General features: G+C 42.7%; 13 protein-coding genes, 1 tRNA gene and 2 pseudogenes. 3 read left to right on the top strand and 13 right to left on the bottom strand.

Annotated elements, in window-relative coordinates:
• Positions 1-46: 46 nt before the first annotated feature.
• Positions 47-120: transfer RNA gene (locus DXA60_RS07595), tRNA-Pro, on the bottom strand.
• A 246-nt stretch (positions 121-366) separates the two neighbouring features.
• Here DXA60_RS07595 and ymfI point away from each other — a divergent pair.
• Positions 367-1,098 (top strand): elongation factor P 5-aminopentanone reductase, encoded by a 732-nt coding sequence (gene ymfI / locus DXA60_RS07590; RefSeq protein ID WP_199536199.1) that lies wholly within the window; start codon positions 367-369, stop codon positions 1,096-1,098.
• A gap of 65 nt (positions 1,099-1,163) precedes the next feature.
• On the opposite strand, the gene DXA60_RS07585 is transcribed toward ymfI, so the two are convergent.
• Both DXA60_RS07585 and DXA60_RS07580 read right to left on the bottom strand, forming a co-directional pair.
• Positions 1,164-3,278 carry a glycogen debranching protein gene (locus tag DXA60_RS07585; RefSeq protein WP_117920704.1) on the bottom strand — a complete coding sequence of 705 codons (2,115 nt, stop codon included), beginning with the start codon at positions 3,276-3,278 and terminating at the stop codon, positions 1,164-1,166.
• A gap of 1 nt (position 3,279) precedes the next feature.
• Entirely contained in the window at positions 3,280-4,044 is a 765-nt protein-coding gene (locus DXA60_RS07580; RefSeq protein WP_117920703.1) for a class II aldolase/adducin family protein, read from the bottom strand.
• Between the two features lie 142 nt (positions 4,045-4,186).
• On the opposite strand from DXA60_RS07580, the gene DXA60_RS07575 reads away from it, so the two are divergent.
• Entirely contained in the window at positions 4,187-5,221 is a 1,035-nt protein-coding gene (locus DXA60_RS07575) for a pectinesterase family protein (protein ID WP_117920702.1), read from the top strand.
• A gap of 104 nt (positions 5,222-5,325) precedes the next feature.
• Entirely contained in the window at positions 5,326-5,478 is a 153-nt protein-coding gene (locus DXA60_RS18865) for a hypothetical protein (protein ID WP_186900061.1), read from the top strand.
• A 145-nt stretch (positions 5,479-5,623) separates the two neighbouring features.
• Here DXA60_RS18865 and DXA60_RS07570 read toward each other — a convergent pair whose 3' ends face one another.
• The 10 genes and pseudogenes from DXA60_RS07570 to rpoB form a co-directional block, all read right to left on the bottom strand.
• Positions 5,624-6,685 (bottom strand): CPBP family intramembrane glutamic endopeptidase, encoded by a 1,062-nt coding sequence (locus DXA60_RS07570; protein ID WP_117920701.1) that lies wholly within the window; start codon positions 6,683-6,685, stop codon positions 5,624-5,626.
• Positions 6,686-6,773: 88 nt separating this feature from the next.
• On the bottom strand, positions 6,774-7,301 hold the full coding sequence (locus tag DXA60_RS07565) for a helix-turn-helix domain-containing protein (protein ID WP_117920700.1): 528 nt from the start codon (positions 7,299-7,301) through the stop codon (positions 6,774-6,776).
• A gap of 127 nt (positions 7,302-7,428) precedes the next feature.
• Positions 7,429-8,091 (bottom strand): annotated as a pseudogene (locus DXA60_RS19755) (endo alpha-1,4 polygalactosaminidase); the annotation flags it as partial.
• A gap of 204 nt (positions 8,092-8,295) precedes the next feature.
• Positions 8,296-9,210, bottom strand: a pseudogene (locus tag DXA60_RS19750) (DMT family transporter); the annotation flags it as partial.
• Between the two features lie 136 nt (positions 9,211-9,346).
• A complete protein-coding gene (tuf, locus tag DXA60_RS07550; protein WP_006859046.1) occupies positions 9,347-10,534 on the bottom strand; it encodes an elongation factor Tu in 1,188 nt (395 codons plus the stop codon).
• A gap of 173 nt (positions 10,535-10,707) precedes the next feature.
• Complete coding sequence (fusA, locus tag DXA60_RS07545; protein WP_117920699.1) at positions 10,708-12,825, bottom strand: elongation factor G; 2,118 nt, start codon at positions 12,823-12,825, stop codon at positions 10,708-10,710.
• A gap of 117 nt (positions 12,826-12,942) precedes the next feature.
• Positions 12,943-13,413 (bottom strand): 30S ribosomal protein S7, encoded by a 471-nt coding sequence (rpsG, locus tag DXA60_RS07540; protein ID WP_207661930.1) that lies wholly within the window; start codon positions 13,411-13,413, stop codon positions 12,943-12,945.
• Between the two features lie 338 nt (positions 13,414-13,751).
• Positions 13,752-14,171 carry a 30S ribosomal protein S12 gene (gene rpsL, locus DXA60_RS07535; protein ID WP_006859047.1) on the bottom strand — a complete coding sequence of 140 codons (420 nt, stop codon included), beginning with the start codon at positions 14,169-14,171 and terminating at the stop codon, positions 13,752-13,754.
• A gap of 262 nt (positions 14,172-14,433) precedes the next feature.
• Positions 14,434-18,102: a DNA-directed RNA polymerase subunit beta' gene (rpoC, locus tag DXA60_RS07530; RefSeq protein ID WP_117920697.1), complete on the bottom strand. Its 3,669-nt coding sequence runs from the start codon at positions 18,100-18,102 to the stop codon at positions 14,434-14,436.
• A gap of 19 nt (positions 18,103-18,121) precedes the next feature.
• Positions 18,122-22,018, bottom strand: coding sequence for a DNA-directed RNA polymerase subunit beta (gene rpoB / locus DXA60_RS07525; protein ID WP_117920696.1), 3,897 nt, complete (start codon positions 22,016-22,018; stop codon positions 18,122-18,124).
• Positions 22,019-22,251 lie beyond the last annotated feature (233 nt).

The following is a 22,251-nucleotide window of genomic DNA, read 5'->3' as shown; positions in this document are numbered from 1 at the left end:
GAAAGTCCTTTTTCATTCTCCCTTTATTCTCAAAGGTTTCATATAGTCGGCGCGACAGGATTCGAACCTGCGACCTCTGCGTCCCGAACGCAGCGCTCTACCAAGCTGAGCCACGCGCCGTAATCAAGTTGTCTTGAATCGTGCTTGATTATATTATCACATCTTTCTGAAAATGTCCATACCTAATTTTTACTTTTTTATTTAAATTTCATCATTTTTCAAAAATTGTCTTCTGATTTTTTTCATGATACAATGAGTGCAAGAGAGTCAACATGCTTGCATGATTGACGGACAACGAATTGGATCATGTGCTGATTTTACACACAATATACTAAAACAACAAATTATTAAGAAATGGAGATTTTTATGAATAGAACTGTATTAGTCACCGGAGCTTCCCGCGGGATCGGACGCGCGATTGCAACTGCATTTGCAGCAGAAGGCGACCGCCTGATCATTACCTGTTCGAAATCCACACAGGAACTTATGAATTTAAAAACAGAACTGGAAGATACTTATCATACCGAGGTACACGCCAGTATCGGCGATATTTCCTCCTTTGAATATGTCGAGCAATTATTTACCCAGATCACAGAGCATTTTGGTGGCATAGATATCCTGATCAATAACGCTGGAATTTCCTATATCGGTCTGCTGACAGATATGTCAATTGATGACTGGAATCATATCGTTTCCACAAATCTTACCTCTGTTTTTTCTACCAGCCGGCTCGCCATCCCGCATATGGTGCATGAAAAAAAAGGTAAGATCATCAATATTTCTTCCGTCTGGGGCATCGCCGGCGCCTCCTGCGAGGTTGCATACTCCGCATGCAAAGGCGGAATCAATTCTTTTACAAAAGCACTTGCAAAGGAACTTGCTCCGAGTAATATCCAGGTCAATGCGATCGCATGTGGTGTGATCGATACACAGATGAATGCCTGCTTTTCTGAAGAAGAACGTAAAGAACTTGCCGATGAGATTCCTGCCGGAAGATTTGGAACACCGGAAGAAGTTGCACATCTTGCCGTGCAGCTTGCTAGTGGAAATGACTATCTGACTGGACAGATCATCACACTTGATGGCGGCTGGCTATAGATGTTTCTGCAAAATCAGCCAGTTTCATGCACGATCGCATGTCACTGGCTGATTTTGTTATATATCTATTCTGCCACTAAAATAACCACACTTCTCGGCGGAATTTTTAACGATTTTTTATAATAAAATTCCGTCTGTGATTCTACATCTTTTCCGTCCTCATACTCTACATTCGTATTGACACAGATTTTCCACTGCAGATTATTCGGTAATTCCGGAAGCTGCATGACAAGCGTTTCCCAGTACGCATTCATTCCATAGAAAATAATATCATCTCTGGTATCTGCATCATCCCTGCCGGCATACATAATACCAATCAGTTTGCTGGTAAAATCAGTTCCTCCATTCCATGGAAAACCATTGTGAATGCTGATCTCTGGGAGTCCGCAAAGCGCTTTTTTTGTCGAGCGGCGCAGAACCGGATATTTTTTACGAAAAGCGATCATATAACGGAAGAAATCATGGATCTCCCGATATTTTTCCAACCTGCTCCAGTCAAGCCAGGATATGATATTATCCTGACAATAAGCGTTATTATTGCCAAACTGTGTGTTACAAAATTCGTCTCCAGCATAAAACATGGCAGGTCCCCTGCTGCACATCAGTGTCGCAAATGCATTTTTGACCATTCTAAGGCGCAGGCCTTCGATCTGCGGATCATCCGTCTCACCCTCTGCTCCACAGTTCCAGCTATTTCCGTTGTTATCTCCGTCAGAATTATTCCAGCCATTTTTTTCATTGTGCTTTGTATTATAGGCATATAGATCGTACAATGTAAATCCATCATGACAGGTGATGAAATTGACAGATGCACTGTCACCACGGTGCTTCGGGTAAAGGTCTTTCGAGCCTGTGATACGTGTGATCGCTGTTCCTGCCATTCCATCCGTGCCTTTTAAAAACTGTCTTATATCATCACGGTATCTTCCATTCCATTCTGCCCAACGGTTCCATGACGGAAAACTTCCAACCTGATAAAGTCCGCCTGCATCCCATGCCTCTGCGATCAGTTTAACCTTTCCAAGGATCGCATCACATGCGATAGCCTGGAGTAATGGTGGATCCGCCATCGGTGCTCCTTTTTCATCACGCGTCAGAATAGATGCAAGATCAAAACGGAAACCATCCACACGATACTCCGTTACCCAGTAGCGCAGACAGTCAATGATAAAACGTCTTACTGCCGGATGATTACAGTTCATGACATTACCGCAGCCGCTGAAATTATAATAGTAGCCATCCGGTGTCAGAATATAATAAGTATTATTATCAATTCCTTTAAAAGAAAAACACGGTCCCTGTTCATTTCCCTCCGCTGTATGGTTAAACACAACATCCAAAATGACCTCAATACCGTTTTCCTTTAACTCATAGATCAGTTCTTTTAACTCATCACCTTCATGATTATGCTCTACAACTGATGTATAACTGGTATTCGGAGCAAAAAAGCAGACAGTATTGTACCCCCAGTAATTATACAGACGTTCTCCATCCACTACTCTGGTGCTTTCCATCTCGTCAAATTCAAAAATCGGCATCAGTTCAACTGCATTTACCCCAAGATCTTTTAAATATGGGATTTTCTGCCGCAGTCCCTCATAGGTGCCTTCTGCTCCAGGTGTCACACCGGACGATGCATCTTTTGTAAATCCCCTTACATGCATCTCGTAGATGACAAGATCTTCAAACGGATGCTCCGTCGGGCGGATATCTCCCCAGTCAAAGTTATTTTCCACAACTCTGGCATGATAAACAAAGTCTGCACCGCCTTCCGGGCGCTCTCCCCAGTTTCTCTGTCCCGTTACTGCTCTCGCATACGGATCAAGCAGAACATTTTCTTTCTTAAATAATAATCCCTTCTTCTCATCATAAGGTCCGTCCAACTGAAATGCATATTCAAACTCTTCGATTTTCAATCCAAAAACGAACATGGAATATGTGTTTCCAATATGATAAGCCTCCGGATATTTTAGGGTCACATATGGCTCTTTTTCCTGCGGCCGGAACAACAGAAGATAACATGCTGTCGCACCAAAGGAATGGATCGTAAAGCTGACACCTCTTGTGGTTGCTGTCGCACCATCCCTGTTATAAAAACCCGGACGTACCTGATATCCATTGATCTCATCCAATGGCTGCAGCCCAACGCCGCGTTCCTGTTTATGTCTGCCTGTACTCATTTTAATCCTCCTTTCTTTTTGGTAGTATTTTCCTCCTTGTTTTTGGAGTATTTTCCTCCTTGTTTTGCGGAGCAAAATGCCTGCTATATTTCTTATACCCCGGATGTTTTCCACTCATTTTATAATAATTATTTCTAAGGTCCACAAGTCTGTCGATATTTTCCCGGTCGATCTCTTCTGCACCACCAAGCAGATGTGCCGTCAGCGTGATCTTTGCAAACTGCTCTAATGTTTCCATCCTATAGTATGCCGTATAGACATCAGCACCTACCGTCACAGCTCCGTGATTTTTCAGCAGGATCGCATCATGCTCTGGCAGATACGGAGTAATGGCATCCGGCACTTCATCCGTGGAAGGTGTCGCATAAGGCGCAACTGGCACCGAACCAAGTGCGAGCACAGTCTCAATCATGGAATATTCATCAAGAGGGATATCTGCCACGGCAAACCCTGTCGCAACCGGAGGATGTGCATGCAAAACTGCGCCGACATCCTCACGTTCCTCATAGCATCTGAAATGCATCCTCATTTCAGACGACGGACGATAACCGTCCATGGTTTCAATAATCTCCCCTGTTTTATCTATATGCACGATCATTTCCGGGGTTACCATACTTTTTGACACGCCTGTCGGTGTTGCCAAAAATGTACCATCCGAAAGTTTTACCGACACATTTCCATCATTTGACGCAACCCATCCCAGCTGCCACATCTTATGGCATACATCACAGATCTGTGCCCTGATTTCCTTATAACTTAGTTCCATAATAATCTCCACACCTTTCAATACTGTACCTTTTTCCTATTTTATATTCTATTATAAACATCCTCTTTCCCAATTTCAACCAGACAATATCTGTGTTATACTATCCTCAGAAAATATTAAGAAACAAAGAAAGGATTTTCCCATGCAAAAAATACTCCATGTTTCCAGCAATCCGGATCATTTTTCCACTATCAGTGCTGCAATAGCACATATTCCTGCCGCTGATCAGACACCAACTGTCATTGAAATCGAACCGGGCATTTATCATGAAAAACTGACTATAGATAAACCCTATGTTACACTGCGTGGTATGGGTAAAAACAATTCCGATACTGTCATCACCTATGATGATTATGCCCTGGATCTGATGCCCGATGGAAGTAAGCGTGGTACCTTCCGCACATATACACTGTTTATAGATACACATGATGTAACGCTTCAAAATCTCACCGTTGAAAACGCTTCGGGAGATTCTGCCACACATGGACAGGCGATCGCTCTCTATGCTGACGGTGACCGCCTTACGATCGATTCCTGCCGCCTTCTCGGACATCAGGACACACTTTTTACCGGACCGCTTCCTGAAACAGAACGACAGCCCGGAGGATTCATCGGTCCAAAACAGTTTGCCCCGCGTATCAACGGCAGACATTATTATAAAAACTGCTATATCTGCGGCGATATTGACTTTATTTTTGGCAGTGCCACAGCATATTTTGAACATTGCACCATAGAATCCCTGCTGCGCACAAAAACATCAGCCCTGTCCGATGCGCTTTCCGATACATCTGCATTTCCTCTTATCCAGGGCTATGTAACTGCCGCCTCCACACCAAAAGGTCAGGCATACGGCTACGTTTTTTCCGACTGCCGGTTCATCTCCAAAGACTGCCCTGCCGGATCTGTCTATCTTGGCAGACCATGGCGCGACTATGCAAAAACGATCCTGATTTCCTGTGAACTTGGCGCGCATATCCATCCTGCCGGTTTTCATGACTGGAACCGCAAAAATACACATGAAACGGTATGTTATGCCGAATACGCAAGTTACCCCGCAACCTCTGACTGCCGTCCACTTTCTGACCAGGCTGATTTTGTTCAAAATCTGGATGAACAACAGGCCAGACACTTTGCAAGAAAACTGGTTCTCGGTGACTGGACACCCGATGAACTGTAATTTTTATCAGATATTTTTTAATCTGGGTTTGTATATTCATGAGAATAATGATAGAATAATATACATTAAGAATATGAGAAATCCAAACAAAGGGGGCATATAAGATGGACGAAAAAATTTATAAGACAATGGGTTCTACCGGGGCTTGTACACTGGCAGTTGGTATCTGTGTCCTTGCGGGTGGAATCACCGCCGGGATTCTTCTGATCGTAAATGGTGCCAGACTGTTAAAAAATAAATCAAAAATCATGTTTTAAAATAGAATTCACGTTCTGCAGGCTTTCTATTGTCATGAACCAAAAGCGCATATGCAGTAAAATCATCTTTCTGACAATCTTTTTTACTGTACATGCGCTTTTTCATATGACACCATATGCTTTTTACAGTTAATTTTTCTTCAAATTAATCCTCTTTTTGAACTTCTTTCTTTTTGAACACATCTGCAAGCAGAAAAAATCCAAAGCACAATCCATTTAGCACCAGCGCAGCCGGAAGTTCTTTCCAGCTTACAGTCTGATTTTCCAGAACATCTGCGGAAAATGTACCTGAAATGATCGGTATCAGGTTGTTATTCAGATAATGCAGGCAGACCGGCACCCAGATATTTTTTGTTTTCATATAAGCATATGCAAAAAAGATTCCAAGTGCAATACAGGTGATCTGCTGTGCAAAAATCATCTGGATTCCCGATGTCTGTGTATAATAAAACAGATCATCCGGAATATGCCACAGTCCCCATACCACACCAAGCACGATCACACCTGCACGAAGACCGAACTTTTTCTGTAAAATGGGCTGCAGATAATATCTCCAGCCATATTCTTCTCCGAAAAATGCAATAAATACAAAAAAATAATTGATCGGAAGTGCAACGATATTCAGCCACATCACAGGATCTTTAAACATTGCCGCCCATTCTTTTACATACTGCATTCCATTGCCGTCAGACACGCCCTGTCCTGCCATCGACACAACAGTTCTTACAATATAAATACCCACAAATAAAAGTACAATAAACACAGCACTTTTCCAGTTTTGTCTGGTCAGTCCCGCAGCTGCCCTCTTTTCATTTCCTGCAACCGCAAGAAAAATGAATGCCACGATACTCCCAATGATAAGTACATACTGTGAGATCAGATTATAAACGGACATCGTCATTCCTGCAATATTCAGATCCTCCACCGGAGAAAATACGGATAAAAGCGCAAGTACAATCAGGACTCCAGTTGTTGCCAGAACCGAAATAAAAAAACCTGTCGGCAGAATCTTTTCTCCTTTGTGTGCCAGAAAAAGTCCAATGATCACGCCTGTGGCCGGATACATCATCTGCGCCGTTGGAAATGCCGTAAGATCATATCCTTTTGTACTGCCATACCACATCAGAATTCCCATGAGATAGGTCAGACCATAGGCAATAAGCACATAAATAATTAACCTCTTTTTTGCCATCTCTTTTTGTTCCATTCCAAAACTCCTCCCCTTACAATCAATAAATGTTACCTTTTTATTGTAAGGATTTTGTTCTGCACTGTCAATTGCAGTAACTGCTGTTCTATCTCCGTCCACGGATGATTCGGATGATTCCTCCTGCGATCGCAGCTACACCGACCATTCCCCAGATGTATGGTTTTACATCACCAAGTTTTCCCGCATAAAATACTGCAGTCGGTCCATCTGCGCTATTCGGCAATATCGCACTGAATGTTACGCTGGCATGCAGATATACTGCATTAAAAATTACAAATGCACCTGCTACAATCAGTCCAAAACCCTGCATCATCTTTTTTCTCTGCATCTTCTGCTGATATTTTGCGATATTAATGCCCGCCTCGATCACCGCATCAGTATCCTGCACACTTACCTCCTGCTGCATCTTCTGACATTTCATCAGCTCTGTCAAAGTAATGCCCAGTGCCACTGCCAAAGGTTCTAGTGTCTGGATATCCGGAAATCCCATTCCCCTCTCCCAACGGCTGACAGCTTTGTCTGTGACTTTCAGGCAGGCTGCTAGCTGTGCCTGTGTCATTTGTTTTTCCTTGCGTATCTGTGCGATAAATGCTCCTAATTCTTTTGCTTCCATAGTTTTCCTTTCCTGTCATGTCTGACATCCATAGCCTTTTTACCCAAAAGATAGCAAAAAGGCACCGAATTTCAACCGAAGCCTTGTTTACCAGACTCTATCCATCGTTTACACGCTGCAAAATGCACTAATCAAGTTCGATCGAATCTGAGATATAATAATGAAATTTATTTTTTCTGCAATACCCTTTGATCTGTCTGATCAGCTTTTTATCTTTTGTATATTCCAGCAGATAAACTTTCATTCCATCCTTTTTACATTTCTTAACATAATCAGTAAAATATCCGCGCGCTGCTTTGGTCTGTTTTCCAAACGAACCTGTTTTAAATTGAATACTGCTCCACACACATTCCTGATTAACTGCAGTCATAATGTCTTTTGCTGAACCATATGTTTTTCTGTATTTCGTGACAAAAACATCCCCACCATTGATTACGACATCTTTTCCAAAGCGCTTAACATTTTTCAGTATCTTTGCAAGCCCTGTAAAATTCTGCTTTGTCTTTGCGTAATCATAAACGTCACAATTATCAATAAAGAAACCATCCACGCCTTTTTTCAACAGCTTCTTTGACAAATTTCCGATAAACTTCTGCCAATTCTTATTGGAAACATCTACCCATTTTTCCTCTTCCCAGTTCTCATAACTCCCAATCGTAAGATGTTCATATTTTTTATAATAATCACGAAATTTTTCAATGGACCCGACATTTAAGTAGGTATAAACTTTTACACCTTTCTTATGCAGGGCGCGTATCTCTTTTGCCGAAAAATACTGTGCATCAATGACCACAAGTTTGTATGCGTATAATTTCTGCATCTTAGACGAATCAATACTTAAAAATACACCATAGTCTTTTTTCTTTTGATCCGCCTTTGCATTGATCGCACATGGATCTGCAAATAACCCTAGAAATACGGCAAACAATAATATTAATGCTAAATTCTGTTTACCAGAATATTTTGTTTTTTTCATTTTTCTCCTATTTTTCCCTTTCACCGGAAGCTGCGCCAGAATAATTGCTGCAAAAATCAGACAACAGCCAAATATCTCTTTCGTACTAAGTTTCTGATTCAAAATCAGCCATCCAAACACGGCTGAAAACACGGCTTCCAGACTCATGATAAGAGATGCCACTGTTGGATTCAGCCCATTCTGACCAATGATCTGCAATGTATATCCAACCCCACAGGACATAATTCCTGCATATAAAATCGGAACCCATGCCGACCATGATAAAAAAGCTTGCGCCCACACCTCAATCCCTGGGATTGAATGCTGCATATCAACCACAAACATTGGAACTGAAGTCAGCACCCCGGTTACAAGAAATTGGATCATGGAAAGACGTACCCCATCCACCTTCGGTGAAAAATAATCGACAAATAAAATCTGAATAGAAAACCCAAACGCACAGCAAAGAAGTAACAAATCTGCCGGGTGAAATCCATTCTTATCCTGCATACACAAAAAATACAGTCCCACCAGTGCAAGCGCAACTGCAAACCATATATTCATACCACATTTTTTATGTAAAAATAAACCTAAGATCGGCACGAGCAAAATATAAACTGCTGTCAGGAAACCTGCTTTTCCAGCACTGGCTCCCATCAGGATTCCAACCTGCTGTAAATTCGTAGAAATGCAGAGTGCCACTCCACAGCAGATTCCGCCTTTTATCAAAAGTTTGTAATCTTCCTTTGTCTTTGGTCTTTTCGGTGATAAATTTTTTTTGTCCAAAAACTTCATAACCGGAATCAACACCAATGCACCGATAATGCTGCGGATACAATTAAATGAATACGCTCCGATCGCCTGTCCACCAACTGTCTGCGCCACAAAAGCTGCCCCCCAGACAGCTGCCGTCACTAATAGTAGTAAACTGTTTCTGGTTGTTTTGTTGTTCATCTTCTGCCTCTTTTCAAATTATTAAAATAACAAATAACAGTTTACCATTTTTTCACTAAAATTGCATTATAGTTTCAAAATAATATCAAAAAAGGGCTCCCATCACTGGGAACCCTTAATTTTAAGCAATTATAAATTACTCGATAACTGTAGCAACACGACCTGATCCAACAGTACGTCCACCCTCACGGATAGCGAATGTAAGACCCTGCTCCATAGCTACTGGGTGAATTAACTCGATAGTCATCTCGATGTTATCACCTGGCATGCACATCTCTGTACCAGCTGGTAAGTTACATACACCAGTTACGTCTGTTGTTCTGAAGTAGAACTGTGGACGATAGTTGTTGAAGAATGGAGTATGACGACCACCCTCATCTTTTGTTAATACGTAAACCTGAGCTGTGAATTTACGATGACATGTAACTGTACCTGGTTTAGCAAGAACCTGACCACGAACGATCTGATCACGGTTGATACCACGAAGTAATGCACCGATGTTATCACCAGCCTGAGCCTCGTCTAACTGTTTACGGAACATCTCGATACCAGTTACAACTGTTGTCTGAACGTCCTCTTTAACACCAAGGATCTCAAGGTTATCATTTAAGTGTAATGTACCTCTCTCAACACGTCCTGTAGCAACTGTACCACGACCTGTGATTGTGAATACGTCCTCGACTGGCATTAAGAATGGTTTATCTGTATCACGCTGTGGATCTGGGATGTACTCATCAACAGTATCCATTAACTCCATGATCTTGTCTCCCCACTCGCCGTTTGGATCTTCAAGAGCTTTTAAAGCAGAACCTTTGATGATCGGGCATCCTTCGAAGCCGTACTCTTCAAGCTGCTCTGTAACTTCCATCTCTACTAACTCGATTAACTCTGGGTCGTCTACCATATCGCATTTGTTTAAGAAAACAACGATGTAAGGTACACCTACCTGACGGGATAATAAGATGTGCTCTTTTGTCTGAGCCATAACACCGTCTGTAGCAGCTACAACAAGGATAGCACCATCCATCTGAGCAGCACCAGTGATCATGTTCTTAACGTAATCGGCATGACCTGGGCAGTCAACGTGTGCGTAATGTCTCTTCTCTGTCTCATACTCGATGTGAGCAGTAGAAATTGTGATACCACGCTCTCTCTCTTCTGGAGCTTTATCGATGTTATCGAAATCTGTAGCTGTGTTACCAGCAACTCTTGCAGCTAATACTTTAGAGATAGCAGCTGTTAAAGTTGTTTTACCATGGTCAACGTGTCCAATGGTACCGATATTACAATGTGGTTTTGTTCTTTCAAACTTAGCTTTTGCCATTTTTGAATATCCTCCTTAAAATGATGCCCTATGGGCTATAGTTGTTATTTTCAATAACTCGGCTAACTCTGATTATATAAAATAATCATTGGTTTTTCAAGCTATTTCTATCGGATTTCCTATAAAATATAGGAAATCCGAATGTTTTAATTTCAGGAAAAGCAGGTAACCGATTATTTAGATTTATCTGCTAATACCTTTTCCTGTACATTCTTTGGTACTGGCTCATATTTCTCGAAGAACATAGAGTAGTTACCACGTCCCTGTGTCTTAGAACGTAAATCTGTAGAATATCCGAACATCTCAGCAAGCGGAACATAAGCTTTTACAAGTTTACCGCCACCGATATCATCCATTCCCTCGATACGTCCACGACGGGAGTTGATATCACCGATAACATCACCCATGTATTCCTCTGGCATAGTTACTTCAACCTTCATGATCGGCTCAAGTAATACCGGACTTGCCTTCTGCATAGCTTCCTTGAAAGCCATAGATCCGGCAATGTGGAATGCCATCTCGGATGAATCGACTTCATGGTAAGATCCATCGTATACATTAGCATGTACGCCAAGTACCGGGAATCCTCCAAGAATACCAGCCTGAGCTGCTTCTTCGATACCTTCACCTACTGCCGGGATGTATTCCTTCGGAATAGCACCACCAACTACGGTAGACTCGAACTTGAATGTTTCTTCACCGTTCGGGTCCATCGGCTCGAATTTAACTTTACAGTGTCCGTACTGTCCACGTCCACCAGACTGTTTTGCATATTTGTATTCAACATCTACAGGTTTTGTAAATGTCTCTTTGTAAGCAACCTGAGGTGCACCAACGTTTGCCTCTACCTTGAATTCACGAAGGAGACGGTCAACGATGATCTCCAGATGAAGCTCACCCATACCAGCGATGATTGTCTGACCTGTTTCCTGATCAGTATGCGCACGGAATGTAGGATCCTCTTCTGCAAGTTTTGCAAGAGCCTCACCCATCTTACCCTGTCCAGCTTTTGTTTTCGGCTCAATAGCAAGCTCGATAACCGGCTCTGGGAATTCCATGGACTCTAAGATTACAGGATGCTGCTCGTCACAGATTGTATCACCTGTTGTGGTGAACTTAAATCCAACTGCTGCTGCAATATCACCAGAGTAAACTCTGTCGAGCTCCTGTCTCTTGTTTGCATGCATCTGAAGGATACGTCCAACACGCTCTTTTTTATCTTTTGTTGCATTGAGAACGTAAGAACCTGCTGCCATGCTACCGGAGTATACACGGAAGAAAGCAAGTTTTCCTACGAATGGGTCAGCCATGATCTTGAATGCTAAAGCGGAGAACGGCTCATCATCAGATGAATGTCTCTCTACTTCATTTCCATCCAGATCCACACCCTTGATTGAAGGGATGTCTGTTGGAGCCGGCATGTACTCGATAATCGCATCAAGAAGTTTCTGAACACCTTTGTTTCTGTAAGCAGAACCACAGCAAACAGGTACAGCTGTACATTCACATGTAGCTTTTCTCAATACTTTTTTCATTTCCTCTACGGATGGTTCTTCACCCTCAAGGTACATCATCATTAAGTCATCATCTAACTCGCAGATTTTCTCGATTAATTCAGAACGATAAAGTTCTGCATCATCTTTCATATCACCTAAATCGTCGGTAACAGTGATATTATCACCCTTATCGTCGTTGTAGATGTATGCTTTCATCTCGAATAAGTCAATAACACCTTTGAAATCATCTTCTTTACCGATCGGTAACTGAAGAACGATTGCATTTTTTCCTAATCTTGTACGGATCTGGTCAACAGCGCCGTAGAAGTTTGCACCTAAGATATCCATCTTATTGATGAATGCCATACGCGGTACATTGTAGGTATCAGCCTGACGCCATACATTCTCTGACTGAGGCTCAACACCACCCTTTGCACAGAAGACGCCGACAGCGCCGTCAAGTACACGGAGTGAACGCTCTACCTCTACTGTAAAGTCAACGTGACCTGGGGTATCAATGATATTGATACGATGCTCTAATGCACCTGCCTTTGGTTTTGTGAACTCTTCCAATGTCCAGTGACATGTTGTAGCGGCTGATGTAATCGTGATACCTCTTTCCTGCTCCTGCTCCATCCAGTCCATGGTAGCAGTACCTTCATGAGTATCACCAATCTTATAGTTAACACCGGTATAGTAAAGAATACGCTCTGTCAATGTTGTTTTACCAGCATCGATGTGAGCCATAATACCAATGTTTCTGGTTCTCTCTAATGGATATTCTCTTCCAGCCAAGGTATTTCCTCCTTAATTTACTAACGATATGCTATCGCCGCGAAAGCAAATGCTCACGCAGCGATCAAAAATTCCATATTTAAAAGCAACAGCCTTGCGGAGATATTCTGAATGCTTTTAGAATCTGTAGTGCGCGAAAGCCTTGTTTGCCTCTGCCATTTTGTGCATATCTTCTTTTTTCTTAACAGATGCACCGGTATTGTTTGCTGCATCCATGATCTCGTTCGCAAGTCTTTCTTCCATCGTCTTCTCACCTCTGGCACGAGAGTAAGTAGTCAGCCAGCGAAGTGCTAACGCCTGACGACGATCCGGTCTTACTTCGATTGGTACCTGATATGTTGCACCACCAATACGTCTTGCCTTTACTTCAAGAACAGGCATAACGTTATTCATTGCTGCTTCAAATACCTCAAGAGCTGGTTTCTCTGTTTTCTCCTCAACTCTTGTGAAAGCTCCGTATACAATTTTCTGAGCAACACCTTTCTTACCATCTAACATGATGTTGTTGATAAGTTTGGTAACCACTTTATTGTTGTATAACGGATCTGCTAATACGTCTCTTTTCTGAGTATGTCCTTTACGTGGCACGGTTCTTCCCTCCTTAATCATAATTTACTATACAGAAATATTTTCTGCATTTACTGAGTGCGGCAATGCCGCCATTTACAGCCTTACTACCTGACAGCATACCGCTATCGGCAGGCTGTTTCAGTGAACTTCATTTCGATTAATTCAACGGTACTCACAATGTGTAAAATATCGGTCAAAGACCATCTATTTCGCCATAATGTTCGTGCGGAAATCTATCGTTTGTGATAATAATCCCAACACCAACCTATAGTCCATCCGGCAAAATATGCCAGATACAACAAATGTGATACTATGGTTCGCTAAATTATCAAGCAACTTCGGTCCAATACCTAAAATTACTTAGAAGCCTTTGGTCTCTTAGCGCCGTATTTGGAACGAGCCTGCTTTCTGTTAGCGACTCCTGCTGTATCAAGTGTACCACGGATAATGTGATATCTTGTACCTGGTAAGTCCTTAACACGACCACCACGGATCAGAACAACGCTGTGCTCCTGTAAGTTGTGTCCCTCACCTGGAATGTAGCTTGTTACCTCGATTCCGTTGGAAAGACGAACTCTGGCGATCTTTCTAAGAGCTGAGTTAGGTTTTTTAGGAGTTGCTGTCTTAACAGCGGTACATACACCTCTCTTCTGTGGAGAAGAAGTATTTGTAGGTCTCTTCTGCAGGGAGTTGTAACCCTTCTGAAGTGCAGGTGCAGTAGACTTCTTAACAGATGTCTGACGTCCTTTTCTTACTAACTGGTTAAATGTTGGCATTATTTTCACCTCCTGTTATATTAAATATGCATCCCTAAATATGCATGCTAAATTATTATATAAGTGTAACTCCTGTCTGTCAAGCTTTTTTTCTATTTTCAGACTTTCTTCTATAATAATCTGTCTTTCCATTCTCTTAATACATATTTCCCGGTAATACATATTTTATTCATATTTTTCCAGTTGTACTTCACAAAAAAAAGAACTGCGCACCGCTGATCTTCATCAGCCAGTACAACAGCTCTTTTTCATTCGTAATAATTTATTCTTCTACCGGAGCTTCTTCGATCTTATTTTCTTCGTTCATCGGAATTTCATCCTCATAATCGTCAAAATCATCGAAATCATCAAACATCAGCTCATCATCCTCATTGATATCGGAATCCAGTTTAATGTTACGGTATCTCTTCATACCTGTTCCGGCAGGGATCAGTTTACCGATGATAACATTCTCTTTCATACCGATCAACGGATCGACTTTACCTTTGATTGCAGCTTCTGTAAGAACTTTTGTTGTCTCCTGGAAGGATGCTGCTGATAAGAAGGAGTTTGTTGCAAGAGAAGCCTTGGTAATACCAAGTAATACCTGCTTGCCCTCTGCCGGCTCTTTTCCTTCTTCAATCAGTTTTTCATTGGTATCTTCGAAATCAAGTGTATCTACTAACACACCCGGAAGCATCTCTGAATCACCGTTTGTCTCAACACGTACTTTCTGTAACATCTGACGTACGATAACCTCGATATGCTTATCGTTGATTTCTACACCCTGCAGACGGTATACACGCTGTACCTCACGGAGCATGTAATCCTGAACTGCACGGACACCTTTGATCTTTAAGATATCGTGTGGATTTACAGAACCTTCTGTCAGCTCATCACCGGCCTCAAGCACTGCGCCATCCATGATCTTGATTCTGGAACCGTAAGGAATCAGATATGCCTTTGACTCTCCGGTCTCATTATTTGTAACAATGATCTCACGTTTCTTCTTAGTATCCTTAATGGTTGCTACGCCGCCAAACTCTGTGATGATTGCAAGACCCTTAGGTTTTCTTGCCTCAAAAATCTCCTCGACACGAGGAAGACCCTGAGTAATATCGTTTCCGGCAACACCACCGGTATGGAACGTACGCATGGTAAGCTGTGTACCAGGCTCACCGATAGACTGTGCCGCGATGATACCGATTGCCTCACCAACCTGTACAGCCTGACCTGTAGCCATGTTTGCACCGTAACATTTTGCGCAGACACCCATATGGGAACGGCAGGATAATACGGTACGGATCTTAACTTTCTTAAGTGGCTCGCCATTTTCATCAACACCCTGGCTCATAACTGCAGCTGCACGTTTCGGTGTGATCATATGGTTTGCTTTTACAATGACATTTCCATCTTTGTCACAGATCGTGTTACAGGAGAAACGTCCTGTAATTCGCTCCTGAAGACTCTCGATCTCTTCTTTTCCATCCATGAACGCAGTTACCCACATTCCAGGGATCTCTCTGCCTGTACCCTCACAGCAGTCGGACTCACGAACGATCATATGCTGTGAAACATCAACAAGACGTCTGGTCAGGTAACCGGAGTCAGCCGTACGAAGTGCAGTATCGGAAAGACCTTTACGAGCACCATGTGCGGACATAAAGTACTCAAGTACATCAAGACCTTCACGGAAGTTTGACTTGATCGGCAGCTCGATCGTACGACCGGTTGTATCTGCCATAAGTCCACGCATACCGGCAAGCTGTTTGATCTGTTTATCGGAACCACGGGCTCCGGAGTCAGCCATCATGAAGATGTTGTTGTATTTATCAAGTCCGGAAAGAAGTGCATGTGTCAGTTCCTCATCAGTCTCTTTCCAGGTCTCAACAACCTCTTTGTAACGCTCTTCCTCAGTGATAAGACCACGTTTATACTGTTTCATGATACGGTCAACAGTATCCTGTGCATCTTTGATCATCTGCGGCTTCTGAGGCGGTACGGTCATATCGGAAATGGATACGGTCATAGCTGCTCTTGTGGAGTATTTGTAACCCATAGCTTTTACAGCATCAAGAACTTCTGCTGTCTTTGTTGCGCCATGGATATTGATAACTTTTTCCAGAATCTGTTTATTCTGTTTCTTTGCAACAAGGAAATCTACTTCCAGTTTTAATTCGTTGCCCGGAATACTTCTGTCTACAAATCCAAGATCCTGTGGGATGATCTCATTGAAAATAAAACGTCCCAGTGTAGATTCTACATTTCCGGTAAGTGTTGTTCCATCCGGCATAGTCTTTGTCATGCGGACAGTAATTCTTGAATGAAGCGTTACTACGCCATTCTCATATGCAAGAATTGCTTCGTTTACACTCTTGAAGAATTTACCTTCACCTTTTGCTCCCGGTCTTTCCTGTGTCAGATAGTAGATACCAAGTACCATATCCTGTGAAGGAACGGCAACAAGACCACCATCAGACGGTTTTAACAGGTTGTTCGGTGAAAGTAACATAAAACGGCACTCTGCCTGTGCTTCTACAGAAAGTGGAAGATGCACAGCCATCTGGTCACCATCGAAGTCGGCGTTGAACGCGGTACATACCAACGGATGTAACTTGATCGCCTTACCTTCTACGAGGATCGGCTCGAATGCCTGAATACCAAGACGATGCAGTGTAGGAGCACGGTTTAACATAACCGGATGCTCTTTGATAACGTCTTCGAGAACATCCCAGACCTCTGTCTGGAGTCTCTCGACCATCTTCTTAGCACTCTTGATGTTGTGTGCGGTACCGTTTGCAACAAGCTCTTTCATAACGAACGGTTTGAACAGCTCGATTGCCATCTCTTTCGGCAGACCACACTGATAAATCTTTAACTTCGGCTCTACACAGATAACGGAACGTCCGGAGTAGTCAACACGTTTTCCAAGCAAGTTCTGACGGAAACGTCCGGATTTACCTTTTAACATGTCAGAAAGAGATTTTAATGCACGGTTACCAGGACCTGTAACAGGACGGCCACGACGACCATTATCGATCAGGGCATCAACTGCTTCCTGAAGCATACGTTTTTCGTTGCGGACGATGATATCCGGTGCTCCTAACTCTAAGAGTCTTCTTAAACGGTTGTTACGGTTGATGATACGTCTGTACAAATCATTCAGATCGGATGTTGCAAAACGTCCACCATCGAGCTGAACCATAGGACGTAAGTCTGGTGGGATAACCGGGATAACTGTCATGATCATCCATTCCGGTTTGTTTCCAGACTCACGGAAAGCTTCTACAACTTCCAGTCTCTTAATGATTCTTGCTCGTTTCTGACCGGTTGCATCCTCAAGCTCTGCCTTTAACTCAGCGGAATCTTTCTCAAGATCGATCGCCTGTAATAATTCCTGAATAGCTTCGGCACCCATTCCAACACGGAAAGAACTGCCGTACTGCTCTTTTGCTTCCTGATATTCACTCTCAGAAAGTACCTGTTTGTACTGTAATGCGGTATTGCCCGCATCCAGTACGATATAAGAAGCAAAGTAAAGAACTTTTTCAAGAGTTCTCGGGGATAAGTCAAGGATTAATCCCATACGGGATGGGATACCCTTAAAGTACCAGATATGGGATACCGGAGCTGCAAGCTCAATGTGTCCCATACGCTCTCTACGAACGCTTGCTTTTGTAATCTCAACACCGCATCGGTCGCAGACAACGCCTTTGTAACGGATTTTCTTATATTTACCACAATGACATTCCCAGTCTTTGCTCGGTCCAAATATCTTTTCACAGAACAGACCATCTTTTTCCGGTTTTAAAGTTCTATAGTTAATGGTTTCCGGTTTCTTTACCTCGCCCCTAGACCACTCCCGGATCTTTTCCGGAGACGCCAATCCAATTTTGATGGCATCAAATGAGATAGACTGACCTGTGGCTTCTTTACTCATTGTTTCTGGCATTATGACACTCCCTTTCTATTTATTCTTCGTCAAGAGTATTTTCTTCTGCATCGTCGAAAAAGTCGGAATCATCCTCATCTTCCTCCGGCTCCTCATCCACATCTACGAGTTCTTCATTTTCCGCATTGAACTCTTTCTGTGAGAATCCCATCTTTGCAAAGGAATCACTGTCCTCAAATGCAAAATCCTTATCTCCGGAAATAATGGAATTCAGATCGGTATTGCCGTATTCGCTTGTCTCCATCAGCTCTACTTCGTTTCTGTCCTCGTCTAAGACTTTGACATCCAGACCAAGTGACTGAAGCTCTTTTAACAGAACCTTGAAAGACTCCGGAATACCCGGCTCAGGGATATTATCACCCTTAATAATTGCTTCATAAGTCTTAACACGTCCGACAACATCATCGGATTTTACTGTTAAGATCTCCTGTAAGGTATAAGATGCACCGTATGCTTCCAGTGCCCAAACCTCCATCTCTCCGAAACGCTGTCCACCGAACTGTGCTTTACCACCTAACGGCTGCTGCGTTACTAAGGAGTAAGGACCAGTAGAACGTGCATGGATCTTATCATCTACCAGATGGTGGAGTTTCAGATAATGCATGTGTCCAATGGTTACCGGTGAATCAAACGGCTCTCCGGTACGTCCGTCACGAAGCTGAACCTTTCCATCACGGGAAATCGGAACACCTTTCCACAGTGCACGATGCGCACGATTGTCAGAAAGATACTTCATAACGTCTTCTCTTAAGATATCTTTGTATTTTTCTTCAAAACTCTCTGTTTTGCCTTCTTTTGCTGCTTCCTGCGCATCAAACGGCATATTTACATAGTCATTTGCAAGCTCAAGTGTATCCTGGATATCGATCTCTTTTGCACCATCAAATACCGGTGTTTCAATGTTAAATCCAAGTGCCTTTGCAGCAAGACTTAAATGGATCTCAAGGACCTGACCGATGTTCATACGGGACGGCACACCAAGAGGATTTAATACGATATCAAGCGGACGTCCGTTTGGCAGGAATGGCATATCTTCAACAGGAAGTACACGGGAAACAACACCCTTATTACCATGACGACCAGCCATCTTATCACCGACAGAGATCTTTCTCTTCTGTGCGATGTAAATGCGGACTGCCTGATTTACACCAGGAGATAACTCATCACCGTTTTCTCTTGTAAATACTTTCGCATCAACTACGATACCATATTCACCATGTGGTACTTTTAAGGAAGTATCACGAACTTCTCTTGCTTTCTCACCGAAAATTGCACGAAGCAGTCTCTCCTCCGCAGTCAGCTCAGTCTCTCCCTTCGGAGTAACTTTTCCGACTAAGATATCACCGGCACGAACTTCTGCACCAATACGGATGATACCTCTCTCATCGAGATCTTTTAACGCATCATCGCCGACACCAGGAACATCTCTTGTGATCTCTTCCGGTCCGAGTTTTGTATCACGTGCTTCTGCTTCGTATTCCTCAATATGGATAGATGTATAAACATCATCCTGTACCAGTCTCTCACTTAAGAGAACAGCATCCTCGTAGTTGTAACCTTCCCAGGTCATGAATCCGATCAGTGGGTTTTTACCAAGTGCTAACTCACCGTTCGAAGTAGACGGACCATCTGCAATTACCTCTCCGGCTTCCACACGGTCACCTTTGAATACGATCGGTCTCTGGTTGTAGCAGTTAGACTGGTTACTTCTTGAGAATTTTGTCAGTTTATATACATCTCTGGTTCCCTCATCACTCTTAATAATGATCTGGTTTGACTCAGAGCTTTCTACAATACCGGATTTCTTTGCGATCACACATACACCGGAGTCAACCGCTGCCTTTGTCTCCATACCTGTTCCGACTACTGGAGCATCTGTGGTAAGAAGCGGCACTGCCTGACGCTGCATGTTAGATCCCATCAGCGCACGGTTTGCATCATCGTTCTGTAAGAACGGAATAAGTGCTGTTGCGACAGAGAATACCATCTTCGGAGATACGTCCATGTAATCAAACATAGTCTTCTCATACTCCTGTGTTTCCTCTCTGTAACGACCAGATACGGAATTACGGACAAAATGTCCTTCTGCATCCAGTGCCTCATTCGCCTGCGCTACATGGTAATTATCCTCTTCATCTGCTGTCATATAAACTACTTCGTCTGTGACACGCGGATTCTTAGGATCTGATTTATCGATTTTACGGTATGGTGCCTCTACGAAACCATACTCGTTAATTCTTGCATAACTTGCCAGTGAGTTGATAAGACCGATGTTTGGTCCCTCAGGCGTCTCGATCGGGCACATTCTTCCGTAATGGGAATAATGTACATCTCGTACCTCGAATCCGGCACGGTCTCTGGAAAGACCACCAGGTCCTAATGCAGAAAGACGTCTCTTATGTGTCAGCTCACCTAATGGGTTGTTCTGATCCATAAACTGTGACAACTGGGAAGAACCAAAGAACTCTTTTACCGCTGCTGTTACCGGTTTGATATTGATCAGACTCTGTGGAGAAATACCGTCTAAATCTAAAGTAGTCATTCTCTCACGAACAACTCTCTCTAATCTGGAAAGACCAATACGATACTGGTTCTGTAATAACTCACCAACTGCACGGATACGTCTGTTTCCAAGGTGATCGATATCATCATCATTACCGATACCATACTCTAAGTGCATATTGTAGTTAATGGATGCAAAAATATCATCCTTTGTAATATGCTTCGGAATTAGGTCATGCACATTCTTTTTGATCGCTTCTTTTAATTCATCAATATCTGTATGTTCTTCCATCAACTGAGCAAGTACCGGATAGTACACCAGCTCGGTGATACCAAGGTCTTTTGGATTGCAGTCCACATATGTTCTTAAATCAACCATCATGGAAGAAAGAACTTTGACATTTCTAGTCTCTGTCTGAATCCATACATATGGAACAGCTGCATTCTGGATATCATCTGCAAGACTTCTTGTCACTTCCGTACCAGCCTCTGCAATGATCTCACCAGTTGCAAGATTTACAACATCCTCTGCGAGAACCTGTCCGTTGATACGGTTCTTTAACATAAGTTTCTTATTAAATTTGTAACGGCCTACTTTTGCAAGGTCATATCTTCGCGGATCAAAGAACATAGCAGAAATAAGGCTCTCCGCACTTTCAACTGTAAGCGGCTCGCCTGGTCTGATTTTCTTATATAACTCAAGAAGACCTTCCTCATAATTTGTTGCAACGTCTTTTCCAAAACTTGCAAGAATCTTCGGTTCCTCACCAAACAGATCGATGATTTCCTGATTGGTTCCGATACCAAGTGCACGGATCAATACTGTGATCGGCACCTTTCTCGTTCTATCAACACGAACATAGAATACGTCATTGGAGTCTGTCTCATACTCTAACCATGCACCACGGTTCGGGATCACGGTACAGGAATACAGCTTTTTACCCACTTTATCGTGAGCAATACCGTAATAGATACCCGGAGAACGTACCAACTGGCTGACGATAACACGCTCGGCTCCGTTGATTACGAAAGTACCTGTCTCGGTCATCAAAGGAAGATCACCCATGAAAATCTCATGTTCATTAATCTCATCTGTTTCTTTGTTGTGAAGTCTTACCTTTACCTTTAAAGGTGCTGCATAAGTTGCATCTCTCTCTTTGCACTCCGGAATTGTATATTTTACATCTGATTCACATAATGTAAAATCAACAAATTCCAGACTCAAGTGACCGCTGTAATCTGCGATCGGGGAGATATCGTCGAAAACTTCTTTTAAGCCTTCTTTTAAAAACCACTGATAGGAGTCTTTCTGAACCTCTATCAGATTCGGCATTTCCAATACCTCTTTCTGTCTTGAGTAACTCATACGCATGCCTTTACCGGCTTTGACTGGTCGTATTCTGTTTTTCTCCATTTGACGTTTCACCTCTCGTTTTTATTAACATAAGGGCAGAACCCGTTGTTTATAACGTTACCGGACTCCTGCGAATAAGCGCACTAAGTCCACTGCACCACAATAGTGCAACGTATATGATAGCACAAGAGAGGAGATTACGTCAAGAACTTTTTTAAATTATATATAGAAAAAGAGACATGATAAATCATGTCTCCATACATACGTGCGCGAGAAGATTCGAACTCCCGACA

Source organism: Roseburia sp. OF03-24, from assembly GCF_003463035.1.
Classification (GTDB): Bacteria; Bacillota; Clostridia; order Lachnospirales; family Lachnospiraceae; genus Roseburia; species Roseburia rectibacter.
Note: the sequence above shows the minus strand (reverse complement) of the source record. Positions and strands in the feature narration are given on the sequence as shown.

What these genes read in the sequence shown, in the direction of transcription:
- ymfI (WP_199536199.1), top strand. Translation starts at nt 367, where the DNA reads ATGAATAGAACTGTATTAGTCACCGGAGCTTCCCGCGGGATCGGACGC.
- rpoC (WP_117920697.1), bottom strand. Translation starts at nt 18,102, where the DNA reads ATGCCAGAAACAATGAGTAAAGAAGCCACAGGTCAGTCTATCTCATTT.
- tuf (WP_006859046.1), bottom strand. Translation starts at nt 10,534, where the DNA reads ATGGCAAAAGCTAAGTTTGAAAGAACAAAACCACATTGTAATATCGGT.
- rpoB (WP_117920696.1), bottom strand. Translation starts at nt 22,018, where the DNA reads ATGGAGAAAAACAGAATACGACCAGTCAAAGCCGGTAAAGGCATGCGT.
- rpsL (WP_006859047.1), bottom strand. Translation starts at nt 14,171, where the DNA reads ATGCCAACATTTAACCAGTTAGTAAGAAAAGGACGTCAGACATCTGTT.
- DXA60_RS18865 (WP_186900061.1), top strand. Translation starts at nt 5,326, where the DNA reads ATGGACGAAAAAATTTATAAGACAATGGGTTCTACCGGGGCTTGTACA.
- DXA60_RS07580 (WP_117920703.1), bottom strand. Translation starts at nt 4,044, where the DNA reads ATGGAACTAAGTTATAAGGAAATCAGGGCACAGATCTGTGATGTATGC.
- DXA60_RS07570 (WP_117920701.1), bottom strand. Translation starts at nt 6,685, where the DNA reads ATGGAACAAAAAGAGATGGCAAAAAAGAGGTTAATTATTTATGTGCTT.
- DXA60_RS07585 (WP_117920704.1), bottom strand. Translation starts at nt 3,278, where the DNA reads ATGAGTACAGGCAGACATAAACAGGAACGCGGCGTTGGGCTGCAGCCA.
- DXA60_RS07575 (WP_117920702.1), top strand. Translation starts at nt 4,187, where the DNA reads ATGCAAAAAATACTCCATGTTTCCAGCAATCCGGATCATTTTTCCACT.
- DXA60_RS07565 (WP_117920700.1), bottom strand. Translation starts at nt 7,301, where the DNA reads ATGGAAGCAAAAGAATTAGGAGCATTTATCGCACAGATACGCAAGGAA.